Source organism: Aeromonas sp. s13, assembly GCF_040907905.1.
Taxonomy (GTDB): domain Bacteria; phylum Pseudomonadota; class Gammaproteobacteria; order Enterobacterales; family Aeromonadaceae; genus Aeromonas; species Aeromonas veronii.
The window spans coordinates 19570-35020 of record NZ_JBFOCS010000066.1 but is presented as its reverse complement, the minus strand read 5'-3'; the positions used below and the strand labels follow the sequence as shown (position 1 = coordinate 35020).

The window sequence follows — 15451 nt, the reverse complement described above, 5'->3', positions numbered from 1 at the left end:
TTTGATGTGAGTATTTTTAGATGGCAAAAGGTTTGTTTTCCTGGCTGGGTTTCGGCCGCAAGAAAGAAGAGGCTGAGGCTGTCCAACCACAGACACCCCAAGCCACCCCCGTTACCGTTGAGCCCGAGGTCACTGCTACCCCCGCTCCCGTTTCCGATACCACTGTTTCCGATAGTACGCCGGCCGTTGCCCCCGAAGTGCCTGCCAGCGCACAGAATTCCGTTTTGCAAGATGATTGCTGCCTGCCGACCGAGCTGGACGATCACGGCCCGCTAGTGGTGGAGGAGTGCGCCTCCGATCTGGAGCCGGTGATCGTCAACGAAACGCTGATCGCCGAAGAGGAGCGTGCCGCTGATGCCGCTCGCACTGCCGCAGAGGCGCAAGCCGCTGAGGTCAAGGCAGCCGAAGAGGCTCGTATTGCTGCCGAAGCCCGTGCTGCAGAAGAAGCACGTATCGCTGCCGAAGCCCGCGCTGCAGAAGATGCTCGTATCGCCGCCGAGGCTCGCGCTGCAGAGGAGGCTCGTATTGCTGCCGAGGCTCGCGCCGCGGAAGAGGCTCGCATTGCCGCCGAAGCTCGCGCTGCGGAAGAGGCACGTATCGCTGCCGAAGCCCGCGCCGCGGAAGAGGCTCGTATTGCAGCCGAAGCCCGTGCCGCGGAAGAGGCTCGCATTGCCGCCGAAGCCCGCGCTGCGGAAGAGGCACGTATCGCTGCCGAAGTCCGCGCCGCGGAAGAGGCCCGTATTGCTGCCGAGGCTCGCGCTGCGGAAGAAGCTCGTATTGCCGCTGAAGCTCAGGCTGCGGAAGAAGCCCGTATCGCCAAAGAGGCCCAGCGAGCGGAAGATATGCGTCTGGTCGCCGCGATGGAGGCTGAGGCCGCCGCACTGGCTGCCCTGCCGCTGGCCGCCAAGGTGGACGACGACACCCAGGACAAACCGCAGCGGGAGGGCTTCTTTGCTCGCCTCAAGCGCAGTCTGGTGCGCACCAAGGAGAATATCGGTTCCGGTTTCTTCGGCCTGTTTCGTGGCAAGAAGATCGACGATGAGCTGTTTGAAGAGCTGGAAACCCAGCTGCTGACCGCCGATCTCGGTGTGGATACCACCACTCGCATCATCGAAGGGCTGGTACAGCACGCGGATCGCAAGCAGCTCAAGGATGCCGAAGCGCTCTACGGTCTGCTCAAGCAGGACATGGGCGAGATGCTGGCCAAGGTGGAGCAGCCGCTGGTGATCGACACCAGCAAGAAGCCTTATGTGATCCTGATGGTCGGTGTAAACGGCGTCGGCAAGACCACTACCATCGGCAAGCTGGCCAAGCAGTTCCAAGCCGAGGGCAAGAGCGTGATGCTGGCGGCGGGTGACACCTTCCGTGCCGCAGCGGTCGAACAGCTGCAGGTTTGGGGTCAGCGCAACAACATTCCGGTGATTGCCCAGCACACCGGCGCCGACTCCGCTTCCGTCATTTATGACGCTATCGAGGCCGCCCGCTCCCGCGGGGCTGACGTGCTGATCGCCGACACCGCCGGTCGCCTGCAGAACAAGAGCAACCTGATGGAGGAGCTCAAGAAGGTGGTGCGGGTGATGAAGAAGCTGGATGAAGAGGCGCCCCACGAGATCATGCTGACGCTGGATGCCGGCACCGGCCAGAACGCCCTGAGCCAGGCCAAGCTGTTCAGCGAGGCAGTGGGCCTGACCGGTATCACCCTCACCAAGCTGGATGGCACTGCCAAGGGCGGCGTCATCTTTGCGGTGGCCGACAAGTTCCAGATCCCGATCCGCTATATCGGGGTGGGCGAGGGGATCGACGATCTGCGTCCCTTCGTGGCCAACGACTTCATCGAGGCGCTCTTCAGCCGCGATGAATAAGTCCGGCCGCGATGAGTCAGCTCAGCCGTGATGAGTAAGTGTTCCATACCCCGACTCCGGTCGGGGTTTGTCAATTTCAGGGAACCGTTATGATTCGTTTTGACAAGGTCAGCAAGGTATACAGCGGTGGCCATCAGGCGTTGCAGAAGGTCAGCTTTCACCTGCGCAAGGGAGAGATGGCCTTTCTAACCGGGCACTCGGGGGCGGGCAAGAGTACCCTCCTCAAACTGATCAGCGTGATGGAGCGTCCGACCGATGGTCGCGTCTTCTTTCATGGCGATGATGTCAGCCATATCCAGCGCAGCCAGATCCCCTATGTTCGCCGCCAGATCGGGATGATCTTTCAGGATCATCGCCTGCTGATGGACAGAACCGTGTTCGACAACGTGGCGCTGCCGCTGGTGATCGATGGTTACAGCCATGCGGACATCAACAAGCGGGTGGCGGCGGCGCTGGACAAGGTGGGGCTGCTCGGCAAGGAGCGTTACCAGCCGCGCATGCTCTCCGGTGGTGAGCAGCAGCGGGTCGGCATCGCCCGTGCCATCGTCAACAAGCCGCCGCTGCTGCTGGCGGATGAACCGACCGGCAACCTGGACCCCCAGCTATCCATGGATATCATGCGGCTATTTCAGGAGTTCAACAATTTTGGGGTCTCGGTACTGATTGCCACCCACGATCTGGGGCTGATCGCTCGCATGCGCTATCGCACCCTGACCCTCAAGGCGGGTCGCATGTATTCGGCCGGGGAGGAGCTCTGATGGCTATCGTTCGTCATAAACAACCGCCGCTGCGCCGTCTGATGATGTACGGGGTTGACCATGTGCGGCAGGCGTTTGCCAGTCTCGGAGAGTTGTGGCGCAATCCGCTCGCCTCCCTGATGACGCTGGCGGTGCTTGGCGTCAGTCTGGCGCTGCCATCCTGCTTCCACGTGCTGCTGAAAAACGCCGAGGTGGTGGAGGGGAGCTGGCAGAGCAGTTCCCAGATCTCTCTTTACCTGCGCAAGGATCTGCCGGAGCAGAGCATTCTCGATCTGCAGCACCGGATCCTGCTCTATCCCGAGGTGGATTCGGTCACCTACCTGAGCCGTGACGATGCGTTGCGGGAGTTTCGCGAGATCTCAGGCTTTGGCGATGCCCTCGATTATCTGGACAGCAACCCGCTACCGCCTGTGCTGAGCGTCATTCCGGATCCACGCTGGCAGAACCCTGAAGGGGCCGCCGAGCTGCTCAGCAAGCTCAACAACGAGGTGGGGGTCGAACAGGGCAAACTGGATCTGCAGTGGCTGACCCGGCTGCAGGGGATCATGAACCTGCTGCGCCACACCATTACCGGTATCGCGGTGCTGTTGCTCTCCGCCGTATTGCTGATCGTCGGCAATACCCTGCGTCTCAACATCCTCAACCAGCGTTCCGAGATTGAAGTGCTCAAGCTGGTGGGGGCGACCGATTCCTTTATTCATCGTCCTTTCCTCTATACCGGTATCTGGTTCGGGGTCATCGGCGGCATGCTGGCCTGGTGGCTGACCGAAGTGATGGTGATCTGGAGCGAAGGGGTGGTGAAGGAGCTAGCGGGCTTGTATAACAGTAACTTCCGGCTGGTTGGCATGGGGGCGGTAGACGGGATCAATCTGATCTTGCTGGGCGCTCTGCTGGGGCTGATTGCCTCCTGGTTCTCGGTCCATCGCCACATTCGCGACATCGAACCATCCTGATTACTTTGTCATCAAAGTAAATCGCTGGATTTTGAGAGGCGGATCAAGTAAAAGAGGGGCCGTTTCTGGCTTGGCCCCCATAGTCAGAGTATTCTGAATAACAATGATCTTCCGGATCTTCGCGAGATCCAGTGAACCTTCTGATTTATAAGCAGTCTATTAAAGCTGAAGCATTTATACGGGTGTGGCCCCTCTGCCTTGCTCGTCAGACTTGGCAAGCATGTGAAGGTTGCGAGCTCCGCAACAATGGACTTAGCATGCTACTTTTCGGGGGTCCTTCATTGTGACCCCCTTTTTTTGACTGTTCATTCATGATTCATCCTGCAGGCTTAAGATAAGCCGGTCTAAAACTGGGCATGTTCTTTGATACACGCCGCAGAATGGCATCCGGTCAGTAGACAGACCCTCTCAGGGTGTTAGACTGATTCGATTGAAAAGTAAGAGGTAACAGATGGGAACTTCATTGCAGCGCACTATGGCTCTGATTCCGCAAGGTAGTCTGGAAGGCTATATCCAGGCAGTAAACTCTATTCCTGTGCTGAGCGCAGAGGAAGAGCGTGAACTGGCTGAGCGTTTGCAGCAGGATGGCGATCTCGAGGCTGCCCGTCAGCTGGTTATGTCGCATCTGCGCTTTGTCGTTCATGTCGCCAAGAGTTATGCCGGTTACGGCCTGCCTCAGGCCGATCTGGTTCAGGAAGGCAACATCGGCCTGATGAAGGCGGTCAAGCGCTTCGACCCGACGGTCGGCGTGCGTCTGGTCTCCTTTGCCGTGCACTGGATCAAGGCCGAAATCCACGAATATGTCCTGCGCAACTGGCGCATGGTCAAGGTGGCGACCACCAAGGCCCAGCGCAAGCTCTTCTTCAACCTGCGCAAATCCAAAAAGCGTCTGGGCTGGCTGAACCACGAAGAGGTTCAGGCCGTGGCGGCCGATCTCGGCGTCTCTGCCGCTGACGTGACCGAGATGGAAGCGCGGATGGCCAACTACGATCAGGCGTTCGATCTGGTGGGTGATGATGAAGAAGAGGGCGGTTTCGCTCCGGTTCACTATCTGGAGGACAAATCCTCCGATCTGGCCGCGACCATCGAGAATGACAACTGGGACGATCACGCGACCCGTCGCCTGAGCTCGGCCCTCGCCACCTTGGATGAGCGCAGCCAACACATCATCCGCGCCCGCTGGCTCGATGATGACAGCAAGACCACTCTGCAGGAGCTGGCCGATACCTACGGCGTCTCTGCCGAGCGTGTGCGTCAGCTTGAGAAAAACGCACTCAAGAAGCTGAAAGATGCCATGGAAGCCTGATGCTTCCTCTCATAAAAACAGGGCCTGATGGCCCTGTTTTTGTTTCGCAAGGATCTGGTCGGCCTTGCTTTGGTTACCCTTGAGTGTGTTATGTTGCCGCCACTGCCACATTAGGGAGAGCAGAAGTGAAACTGTTGAACGACCTGTTTACCAACAACCGTGAGTGGGCCGAACGGATCAAAGCCGAAGATCCCGCTTTCTTTGCCACTCTTTCTGCCCAGCAGGCCCCCGAATACCTCTGGATCGGTTGTTCCGACAGCCGGGTCCCCGCCAACCAGCTGATGGGCTTGCTGCCGGGGGATGTCTTCGTCCACCGCAACGTCGCCAATCTGGTGGTGCATACCGATTTCAACTGCCTCTCCGTGCTGCAATACGCGGTGGAAGTGCTCAAGGTGAAGCACATCATCGTCTGCGGTCACTATGGCTGCGGCGGCGTCAAGGCTGCGATGCAGAACCAGGAGCTGGGGCTCATCGACAACTGGCTGCGCAACATCAAGGATGTCTACTTCAAATATGGTGAAGAGCTCGAGGCCATCGAGGATGAGCACGAGCGCTTCGACTACCTGTGCGAGCTGAACGTGGCCGAGCAGGTGGCCAACGTCTGCCACACCACCATCATTCAGAACGCCTGGCGCAAGGGGCAGGAGCTGGCCGTTCACGGCTGGATCTACGGGATCAAGGATGGCTTGCTGCACGATCTCGATCTCTGCATCAGCGGCCCGGATCAGATCCCCGATGTCTATCGCGCCTGGCCGGACATGCGTCCGCCCCACCGTCGGCGCTAGGGAGCTTCATGGTGGCGCCAGCCCTCTATCTGCAGATCAAGCAGCACATTCTGGACGGGATCCGCGAACGCCACTATCAGGCGGGGGACAGGATCCCGACCGAAGCGGCCCTGTGCGAGCAGTTCACCGTGAGCCGGATGACGGTCAACCGGGCGTTGCGGGAACTGGTGGCTGAGGGGTGGCTGGTGCGTACCGCCGGTTCCGGTAGCTTCGTGGCGGACAGGCGCACCGAGTCACCGCTGCTGGCTATTCGCAATATTGCCGACGAGATCGCCGAGCGTGGCAGCGAGTACAGCGCCCGGGTGATCCGGCTGCAGCGACTGGCTGCCGACGAGAAGGTGGCGGTACAACTGGGGCTACGGGTTGGCGCCCCCATCTTTCACAGCCTGATCGTCCATCAGGCCGATGGCGAGCCGTTGCAATTGGAGGAACGCTTCGTCGATGCCGGGCGCTTGCCGGGCTATGGCGAGCAGGATTTTACCCAACAGACCCCCAACCGCTATCTGATGGATGTCTGCCCCCTCTCCGAGATGGAGCATGTGGTGGAAGCCGTGCTGCCGAGCGCCGGTGAGGCGGGATTGTTGCAGATCCGCGTAGATTCCCCCTGCCTGTTGTTGCATCGGCGTACCTGGTCGGAGGGGCATCTGGTCTCCTACGCCCGTTTGCTCTCCCCCGGTTCCCGCTACAAGCTCAGCTCCAAGACTCAGCTGGAGTGAATGTATATACAACTCGATTTTGCAAAGCCCACCTCCTGGTGGGCTTTTTTGTGCTTAAACTCTAAGTTTGATGCTGTTATCAGGATGTGAACTTCGCTCTTTCTTTCGTCATAGAGATCGACTATAAGAATATGTATATACATTTGAGGTCGCTATGAACAAGGAACTGTTGAACTGCGAGCGGGTCTGGCTCAACGTGACGCCCGCCACCCTGAATGCCGGACTGGCCGATTACGGTCTGCTGCCGCGCCATGCCATCGGCGTGAAGGATGGCAAGATCCATGCGCTGGTGCCGATGGCCGAGTTGAAGGGGCCGCATCCCGCCCATTGGCAGGATATGCAGGGCAAGCTGGTTACTCCCGGTCTTATCGATTGCCACACCCATCTGGTCTTTGCCGGCAGTCGTGCCGAGGAGTTCGAGCTGCGCCAGCAGGGGGTGCCCTATGCCGAGATCGCCCGTCGGGGCGGCGGCATCATCAGCACGGTGCGTGCTACCCGCGCCGCCAGTGAAGAGCAGCTCTTTGAGCTGGCGCTGCCGAGGGTGACATCCCTGATCCGCGAAGGGGTCACTACGGTGGAGATCAAGTCCGGCTATGGCCTGACGTTGGATGATGAACTCAAGATGCTACGGGTGGCCCGCCGACTGGGAGAGGCGTTGCCGATCCGGGTCAAGACCACTCTGCTGGCGGCCCATGCGGTGCCGCCGGAGTATCGCGACGATCCCGACAGCTGGGTCGAGACCATCTGTCAGGAGATTATCCCGGCCGCCGCCGAGGCGGGCCTGGCCGATGCGGTGGATGTCTTCTGCGAGCATATCGGCTTCTCGCTGGCCCAGACCGAGCAGGTCTATCTGGCGGCGGATCAATACGGCCTGCCGGTGAAAGGGCATATGGATCAGCTCTCCAACCTTGGTGGCAGCACCCTCGCCGCCAACTTCGGCGCCCTTTCGGTGGATCATCTGGAGTATCTGGATCCGCAGGGGATCCTGGCGCTGGCCCAGCGCGGCGTAGTTGCCACCCTGCTGCCCACCGCCTTCTATTTTCTCAAAGAGACCAAACTGCCGCCGGTCGCCGCGCTGCGCAAGGCGGGGGTGGCGATGGCGGTCTCCTCCGACATCAACCCGGGCACGGCCCCTATCGTCTCGCTGCGGATGGCGATGAACATGGCCTGTACCCTGTTTGGCCTGACTCCGGTGGAGGCGATGGTCGGGGTGACCCGCCACGCCGCCAAAGCGCTTGGCGAGCAGGAGCTCCTTGGCCAGCTCAGGGTGGGGATGGCGGCTGATTTCCTGATCTGGCACTGCGCCCATCCGGCCGAGTTGAGCTACATGGTCGGAGTCGATCAGCTGGCAGGCCGCATCTTCAACGGCGAGGAGACCCTCCATGGATAAATTCAACCCGGTCGACATGTCGCTCTGGCAGGGACGACAGGATCCGGAAGATGGCGAACTGGCACTGCGCTGGCACGACAAAGTTCTGCCTTGGCAAGAGGTGCAGCCCTGGACCGCCGGGGCACAAGAGGCAGCAGGTGTAGTGCTGCTCGGTTTTGCCTGCGATGAAGGGGTGCGCCGCAATAAGGGGCGTGTCGGCGCCGCCAGTGCGCCGCTGGCGGTGCGCAAGCTGTTGGCCAACACTGCCTGGCACCTGAATCGACCCGTCTACGATGGCGGGGATGTGAGCTGTTCCGATGGGGATCTCGATGCCGCCCACGGCCGTCTGGCCGAGCGGGTCGCTGCTGCGCTCGAACTGGGCCACTTCCCGCTGGTGCTGGGGGGCGGTCACGAGGTGGCTTTCGGCAGCTGGAGCGGCCTGAACCGTCATCTTGGTGGTGAGGGGCGGGTCGGGATCATCAATTTCGACGCCCACTTTGACCTGCGGATGAAACTGGAGCAGGCAAGCTCCGGCACCCCCTTCTTCCAGATTGCCGAGCAGTGCGCCGCTCAGGGCACACCGTTTCACTACGCCTGCCTCGGGGTGGCCGAGATCGCCAATACCCAAGCCCTGTTTGCCCGCGCCAAGGCGCTGGGAGTGTGGCATGTGCTGGACGAGGCGATGACCCAGACCGGGTTGCCAGCCTTGCTAGGTGGGCTGGACGCCTTTATCGCCGATTGTGATCACCTCTATCTGACCATCGATCTCGACGTGCTGCCCGGCAACCTGATGCCGGGAGTGAGTGCCCCCGCCGCCCGCGGCGTGGAGCTGACGGTGATCGAACCGCTGATCGCCCATATCCGGGCCAGCGGCAAGCTCAGGCTTGCCGATCTGGCCGAGTACAACCCGACGCTGGATCAGGACAACCGCAGTGCCCGCGTGGCCGCGCGACTGGTTCATCTGTTGACCCGTTAACCCCTTTGGCCGCTCGTCGCCGAAGGCACCCTATTGATACAACAAGGAGTGTGTATGTCTGTGCAACAGCAGGATCCCCGTCATGATCCGAACCGCGTGATCCGTGCCCCGCGCGGCACCGAACTGACCGCCAAGAGCTGGCTCACCGAAGCGCCGCTGCGGATGCTGATGAACAACCTGGACCCCGAGGTGGCCGAGCATCCCCAGTCGCTGGTGGTCTATGGCGGCATCGGTCGTGCCGCCCGCAACTGGGCCTGCTTTGACAAGATCGTCGAGGTGCTGACCCGGCTGGAGGAGGATCAGACCCTGCTGGTGCAATCCGGCAAGCCGGTCGGGGTGTTCCAGACCCACAAGGATGCACCGCGGGTGCTGATCGCCAACTCCAATCTGGTGCCCCACTGGGCCAATTGGGAGCATTTCAACGAGCTCGATAAGAAGGGTTTGATGATGTACGGCCAGATGACCGCGGGCTCCTGGATCTACATCGGTACTCAGGGGATCGTGCAGGGCACCTACGAGACCTTCTTCGCGGTGGCCAATCAGCACTTCAACGGTGAACCCAAGGGACGCTGGATCCTGACCGGTGGTCTCGGCGGCATGGGCGGTGCCCAGCCGCTGGCTGCCACCATGGCCGGCTTCTCGATGATCGCGGTGGAGTGCGACGAGACCCGCATCGATTTTCGTCTGCGCACCCGCTATGTGGACAAGAAGGCCCACAGCCTGGATGAGGCGCTGGCCATGATCGAAGAGGCCAAGCAGAGCGGCACCGCCGTCTCCGTCGGCCTGCTCGGCAACGCCGCCGATGTGTTTGCCGAGCTGGTGGCCCGGGGCATCACACCGGATGTGGTGACCGACCAGACCTCCGCCCACGACCCGGTGCACGGCTACCTGCCGCAGGGCTGGAACGTGGCCAAGTGGCGCGAGCTGCAGCAGAGTGCCCCGCAGGAGGTTAATCTGGCCGCCCGTCGCTCCATGGCCCGTCAGGTGGAGGCGATGCTGACCCTGCAAGAGCGCGGTGCGGCGACTCTGGATTACGGCAACAACATCCGCCAGATGGCGCTGGAGGAGGGGGTGGCGAACGCCTTCGACTTCCCCGGCTTCGTCCCCGCCTATATTCGCCCGCTGTTCTGCGAGGGGATTGGCCCGTTCCGCTGGGTGGCCCTCTCCGGCGATCCGGAAGATATCTATAAGACCGATCAGAAGGTGAAAGAGCTGATCCCCGATGATCCTCATCTGCACAACTGGCTCGACATGGCCCGCGAGCGCATCGCGTTTCAGGGGCTGCCGGCGCGGATCTGCTGGGTCGGGGTCAAGGATCGGGTACGCCTCGGTCTGGCCTTCAACGAGATGGTGAAAAACGGTGAGCTGAAAGCCCCCATCGTCATTGGCCGCGACCATCTGGATTCCGGCTCGGTGGCGAGCCCGAACCGCGAGACCGAGTCGATGATGGATGGCTCCGATGCCGTCTCCGACTGGCCTCTGCTCAACGCCCTGCTCAACACTGCCAGCGGCGCGACCTGGGTCTCCCTGCACCACGGCGGCGGGGTGGGGATGGGCTTCTCCCAGCACTCCGGCGTGGTGATCGTCTGTGACGGCTCCGATGACGCTGCCAAGCGGGTCGGTCGGGTGCTGCGCAACGACCCGGCCACCGGGGTGATGCGCCACGCGGATGCCGGCTACGAGATTGCCATCAACTGTGCCCATGAGGCGAAACTGGATCTGCCGATGATTGACGGCGCCAACGGTGTCAAAGGAAAGGTGTAACACCATGTTTGAATTGACTATTACCCCGGGCAAGCTGGATCTTGCCACCCTGCGCCGCGTCAGCCGCGAGCCGGTGCATATTTCACTGGATCCGGCCGCCCTGCCGGGGATCCACGCCTCCGCAGCTGTGGTTACCAAGGTGATCGAGCAGAACCGGGTGGTGTATGGCATCAACACCGGCTTTGGCCTGTTGGCCAACACCCGCATTCCGGTGGAGCAGCTGGACGAGCTGCAGCGCTCCATCGTGCTTTCCCATGCGGCAGGGATTGGCGAGTACATGGATGACGCCACCGTGCGGCTGATGATGGTGCTCAAGCTCAACTCGCTAGCGCGGGGCTTCTCGGGCATCCGCCTGACGGTGCTTGAGGCCCTGATGACCCTCATCAACGCCGAAGTCTATCCGGTGGTGCCGAAGAAGGGCTCCGTCGGTGCCTCCGGCGATCTGGCGCCGCTGGCCCATATGAGCTGCCTGCTGATCGGGGAGGGCAAGGCCCGCCACAAGGGCGAGCTGATCGACGCCGCCACGGCGCTGAAAATTGCTGGACTCGAGCCTATCGCGCTGGCGCCCAAAGAAGGATTGGCGCTGCTCAACGGCACCCAGGCGAGTACCGCCTTTGCGCTGGAAGGGCTGTTCCATGCCGAGGATCTCTACGCCGGTGCCATCACCATAGGTGCCATGAGTGTGGAGGCTGCGCTCGGCAGCCGTCGGCCGTTTGATGCCCGCATCCACGCGGTGCGCGGTCAGCGTGGCCAGATCGACGCGGCCGCCTGCTATCGCCACCTGCTGGTGGATGGCAGCGAGATCGGCATGTCCCACCACAATTGCGAGAAGGTGCAGGATCCCTACTCATTGCGTTGCCAGCCGCAGGTGATGGGGGCTTGTCTGACCCAGATCCGCCACTCTGCCGAGGTGCTGGTGTGCGAGGCCAACGCGGTCTCCGACAACCCGCTGGTGTTTGCCGAGGATGAGGAGATCATCTCCGGTGGCAACTTCCATGCCGAGCCGGTCGCCTTCGCCGCCGATAATCTGGCGCTGGCCATCGCCGAAATCGGCTCGCTCTCCGAGCGGCGGATGGCACTGCTGATTGACTCGCGGATGTCCGGTCTGCCGGCGTTTCTGGTCAACAACGGCGGGGTCAACTCCGGCTTTATGATCGCTCAGGTCACCTCGGCGGCGCTGGCCTCCGAGAACAAGACCCTGGCCCATCCCGCCTCGGTGGATAGTCTGCCCACGTCGGCCAATCAGGAGGATCACGTCTCCATGGCGACCTTCGCTGGCCGCCGGCTTGCCGATATGGCGGAGAACACCCGCGGCATTCTGGCTGTTGAACTGCTGGCGGCGGCACAGGGGCTCGATTTCCGCGCGCCGCTGCGCAGTACCGAGCTGATCGAGCTGGCCAAGGGGCGACTGCGGACAGAGGTGAGCTTCTACGACAAGGACAGGTACTTCGCGCCGGATATCGAAGCGGCCGCCGCCCTGCTGGGCCGTGCCAGCTACAACGATCTGATCCCGGCCGGGGTGCTGCCCAGCCTGTAAGCCTTGATCCCCCTTCTCCTCTGGCGGGAGAAGGGTTGGGGATGAGGGGAAAGCCGCTTCACTGGCGCCGGTGACAGCCGGGAGCAGATAACAAAAGACCGCCCATCGGGCGGTCTTTGCGTGTCTGACGTTGGTTGAACGCGGTTATTCGTGTTCGAACATCAGGAACAGATAGACCACAAACAACACCAGATGGGTCGCACCATGGAGCACATTGGTACGGCCGCTGCTGAAGGTTACTTTACAGACCATCAAAGTCGTGACCAGCAGCACCATATCGGCGGGGGAGAGGCCGAGGCGCACCTCCTGACCCAGCATGGAGCCGATAAAGAGCACGGCAGGCACGGTGAGGGCGATGGTGGCCAGCACAGAGCCGAAGTAGAGGTTCATTGCCCGCTGAAGCTGGTTGTTGAAGGCGGCCTTGATGGCGCCGACTGCTTCGGGGGCCAGCACGATGCAGGCGACGATAAAGCCGCCCAGTGCGGCGGGTGCTTCCATTACATGCACCCCGTAGTTGATGGGGATGGCCAGGGTCTTGGCCAGCAGGATCACCACCAGCAAGTAGGCGAGCAGCAGGATGGTGTGATAGACGTTGCTCTGCAGCGGGCCGTGGTGCTCCTCGTAATCCTCGTGATCGCTGTCGACGAAGAAGTGGCTGTGGCTGCGGGTCTGGATCAGCAGAAAGACCCCGTAGAGCAGGATCGAGATGATGATCAACATCCACGACATGGCGCGCGACATACTGCCGATTGCACCGCCCTCGGTGAAGTTGGGCAGCACCAGACAGAGCAGGGCCAGCGGGATGATGGCCACCAGATAGGATTTCACTCCGTCCAGATTGAAGCTCTGGGTGTGGTAGCGCCAGCCGCCAAACAGCAGGGTGAAGCCCACCAGACCGGTACTCACCAGCATCACTACCGCAAACATGGTATCGCGGGCCATGGTGGGGTTGGGCTCGCCGGTCAGCATCACCGAGGAGATCATCACCACCTCCAGCGAGATGACCGAGAGGGTGAGGATCAGGGTGCCGAAGGGCTCGCCCAGCTTGATGGCGAGGGCATCGGAGTGGCGCACGACCGAGAAGATGGCCCAGGTGACGATGGCCAGTAGTGCCGCCGAAACCGGAAGATAGATCCCGAGCGGAGTTGTCTCTGTCAGCAGGTCACTGCCCAGGGTCTTGAAAAAGAGCAGGGTCAGCAGGCCAACGGGCAGGGCAATCTCTTGCCGGATAACTGTCTTCATAGGCAATGGTTCTCTATTGGGGGTCTTGACGACCGGATGACATAAACAGGCTGCTCGGTTATCGGTTGCGCAATAACCGGCTCCTTATGATAAAGGTTGTTATCCCCGTCAGGGCAGATCATTTTGTTGCTGAATGTAAATAAGGGGTGGCAGGAGGCGGTTCGATTTCACCATGGAGCCGGGCCCGGGTCTGCAGGGGGATTTACCCGCCTGATGGCCGGGCTGGGTTACGGCGCTACCGCCAGCATCAACCTGATGATGTCGAGCTGCTGGCCAAACCGTTTCACGGCCGGATCATGCCATATCTGCGTTAGCTGGCCTTCTGGTGTTGCGACTGCCACTCCCGTTGCCAATGGGTCAGTATCTTCAGCGGCATGGGTTTGCCGAAGAAGTAGCCCTGGATCAGATAGACGCCGTGCTGGCTCAGATAGTCGACCTGCAACTGGCTCTCGACCCCTTCGGCGATCATCTCCATGCCCGATTCCCGACCGAAGACGATGATGGCGTCCAGCACGCTGCGCTTGAGGTCGTTGGTGCCTATGGTATCGACGAACATCTTGTCGATCTTGATCTGGCGGATCCCCAGGCTCTGCAGGTAGGCAAAGCCGCCGTAGCCGGTACCAAAATCATCCAGCTTGAAGTGATACCCCATCTGTTGCAGCAGGGTGATCTCCTCGGTAGCCGCCTTGATGTCGAGGATCGGCTTGCGCTCCGTCAGCTCGAAGGTGAGCCGGGTGGGTGAGGGATTTTGGCTGTGAGCGAGCAAGGTGCGCAGCAGGGGCTGCTCGATATGGGCCGCCACCAGATTGACGCTGACCCACTGCTCTGGCGCCAGCTGCGGCAGGTCGGTGATCACCTGCTCCAGCAACTGTTCGGTCATCGGCAGGATCAGCCCCTGCTCCTCTGCATATTCGATAAAGGTGCCCGGAGGGATCAGCTCGTTTCCCCGCTGCCAGCGCAGCAGCGCCTCGAATCCCACCACTTGGTGGGTACGGGCATCCACTATCGGTTGGTAGAGGGGAATAAATTCCTTGCGGATCAATCCTGTTTGCAGCAGTCCCTTGAGGGAGCGCCGATAGCTGCGCAGCAGCCAGTATGTGACGCTTAACAGGGTACCGAGCGCGATACCGAACCAGAGACCGTAGTGATTGAGTTGGTCATGGGCATATTGCTCCAGCGCTTTTCCCGCCCAGACCGTCTGTTTGGTGAGTTCATTGGGATCGAAGAAACTGAGGCTGATATTGCTCTCTTCCTGTTTGATCTCCTTGTCGCCACGGGGAAAGTGGACTGTGCTTGCATCGGCATCCTGTCGGCTGAACTCCAGATAGAAGCAATGGCTGCAGGGGTGTTGCAGCAGGTCGTGGCTCCAGCTGTTATCCAGCACCCAGTAGGCGAGGTTGTCACCGGATCGGTAAAAGGCCATCAGCTCCTGCTCGGTATTGTATTTGGCCACAGTGGCGGTGATCCCCAGTTTGCCAAACTTCTGCCCGCTGTTCTGGAGCTCTTTGATCAGCGGGATCTCCACCCCCAGGCTGGAGCAGCTGTTGCCGGAAGCGAGCTCCAACCCTTGCAGGCGGATATGAGCGCTGTAGAAGCGCGGATCGCGCAGCAGCTCCATGTCTTTGGCACCGCAGTTGAACTCAAATTGTGCCAGCTGTTTGTTGATGGCAGCATCCAGCTCCCGGTGGCGTACGGCCATGGCTCCCTTGAGCTCGGCAACCTTCTCTTCCAGCAGATGAAAGGCCATCGGCTTGGCAAACCACAGGCCGAGAAACTGACTGCCCACGACAGGCAGGACGAACAGCAACAGAGCGATCCAGACGGGTGATTTACGCAAAGGAAGTACCTGCCAGTTTCATGAGACACAAATGGACTTTGCCATCATAGAGCATTAGTGCAATCAATTTGAGTCCGAGTTGTCACACTTGTTGATTGATTTTTTAACTGCATGATTTTAAATGTTTTTATTATTAACTTTGGCTAGATTCAATCGCTGACCTGTCATAAATGACAATTGCTCAGCTTATCCGAACTGCATTAGAGTAGCCCTGCGGTTTGACTCACCGTGTGTTCAATACTCCTGTATCTGTTTTTTGTCAGTAGCACAGAGTGTTAGTTTTGATATGAGTGTTCCTTTTGGTCCCCTTTGAGGGACCATTTTTCTGTCTGTCATCCCGCCCTTT

The 15451-nt window shown here is 60.6% G+C and carries 12 protein-coding genes; 10 read left to right on the top strand and 2 right to left on the bottom strand.

Annotation, left to right across the window (positions count from 1 at the left end; genetic code table 11):
* Positions 1-20: 20 nt before the first annotated feature.
* The 10 genes from ftsY (at position 21) to hutH (ending at position 12026) form a co-directional block, all read left to right on the top strand.
* Positions 21-1862, top strand: a complete 1842-nt coding sequence (gene ftsY / locus AB5Y82_RS12670) for a signal recognition particle-docking protein FtsY (protein ID WP_213387923.1) — start codon at positions 21-23, stop codon at positions 1860-1862.
* 89 nt (positions 1863-1951) lie between these two features.
* Positions 1952-2620: a cell division ATP-binding protein FtsE gene (ftsE, locus tag AB5Y82_RS12665; protein ID WP_005339995.1), complete on the top strand. Its 669-nt coding sequence runs from the start codon at positions 1952-1954 to the stop codon at positions 2618-2620.
* The gene (gene ftsX / locus AB5Y82_RS12660; RefSeq protein ID WP_005339996.1) at positions 2620-3573 is read left to right on the top strand and encodes a permease-like cell division protein FtsX; all 954 of its coding nucleotides are present in this window, start codon (positions 2620-2622) and stop codon (positions 3571-3573) included. The genes ftsE and ftsX overlap by 1 nt, the downstream gene beginning before the upstream one ends.
* Positions 3574-4024: 451 nt before the next feature.
* A complete protein-coding gene (rpoH, locus tag AB5Y82_RS12655) occupies positions 4025-4879 on the top strand; it encodes an RNA polymerase sigma factor RpoH (RefSeq protein WP_005339997.1) in 855 nt (284 codons plus the stop codon).
* Between the two features lie 125 nt (positions 4880-5004).
* Positions 5005-5664 (top strand): carbonate dehydratase, encoded by a 660-nt coding sequence (gene can / locus AB5Y82_RS12650; RefSeq protein WP_005339998.1) that lies wholly within the window; start codon positions 5005-5007, stop codon positions 5662-5664.
* Positions 5665-5675: 11 nt separating this feature from the next.
* Positions 5676-6380, top strand: coding sequence for a histidine utilization repressor (hutC, locus tag AB5Y82_RS12645; protein WP_026035093.1), 705 nt, complete (start codon positions 5676-5678; stop codon positions 6378-6380).
* A gap of 154 nt (positions 6381-6534) precedes the next feature.
* On the top strand, positions 6535-7770 hold the full coding sequence (hutI, locus tag AB5Y82_RS12640) for an imidazolonepropionase (protein WP_368174049.1): 1236 nt from the start codon (positions 6535-6537) through the stop codon (positions 7768-7770).
* Positions 7763-8725, top strand: coding sequence for a formimidoylglutamase (gene hutG, locus AB5Y82_RS12635; RefSeq protein ID WP_368174048.1), 963 nt, complete (start codon positions 7763-7765; stop codon positions 8723-8725). The genes hutI and hutG overlap by 8 nt, the downstream gene beginning before the upstream one ends.
* Positions 8726-8779: 54 nt before the next feature.
* Complete coding sequence (gene hutU, locus AB5Y82_RS12630; RefSeq protein WP_368174047.1) at positions 8780-10489, top strand: urocanate hydratase; 1710 nt, start codon at positions 8780-8782, stop codon at positions 10487-10489.
* 4 nt (positions 10490-10493) lie between these two features.
* Positions 10494-12026: a histidine ammonia-lyase gene (gene hutH / locus AB5Y82_RS12625; RefSeq protein WP_368174046.1), complete on the top strand. Its 1533-nt coding sequence runs from the start codon at positions 10494-10496 to the stop codon at positions 12024-12026.
* A 144-nt stretch (positions 12027-12170) separates the two neighbouring features.
* On the opposite strand, the gene AB5Y82_RS12620 is transcribed toward hutH, so the two are convergent.
* Entirely contained in the window at positions 12171-13268 is a 1098-nt protein-coding gene (locus AB5Y82_RS12620; RefSeq protein ID WP_040069504.1) for a calcium:proton antiporter, read from the bottom strand.
* Between the two features lie 310 nt (positions 13269-13578).
* Positions 13579-15105, bottom strand: a complete 1527-nt coding sequence (locus AB5Y82_RS12615) for an EAL domain-containing protein (protein ID WP_042081408.1) — start codon at positions 15103-15105, stop codon at positions 13579-13581.
* Positions 15106-15451 lie beyond the last annotated feature (346 nt).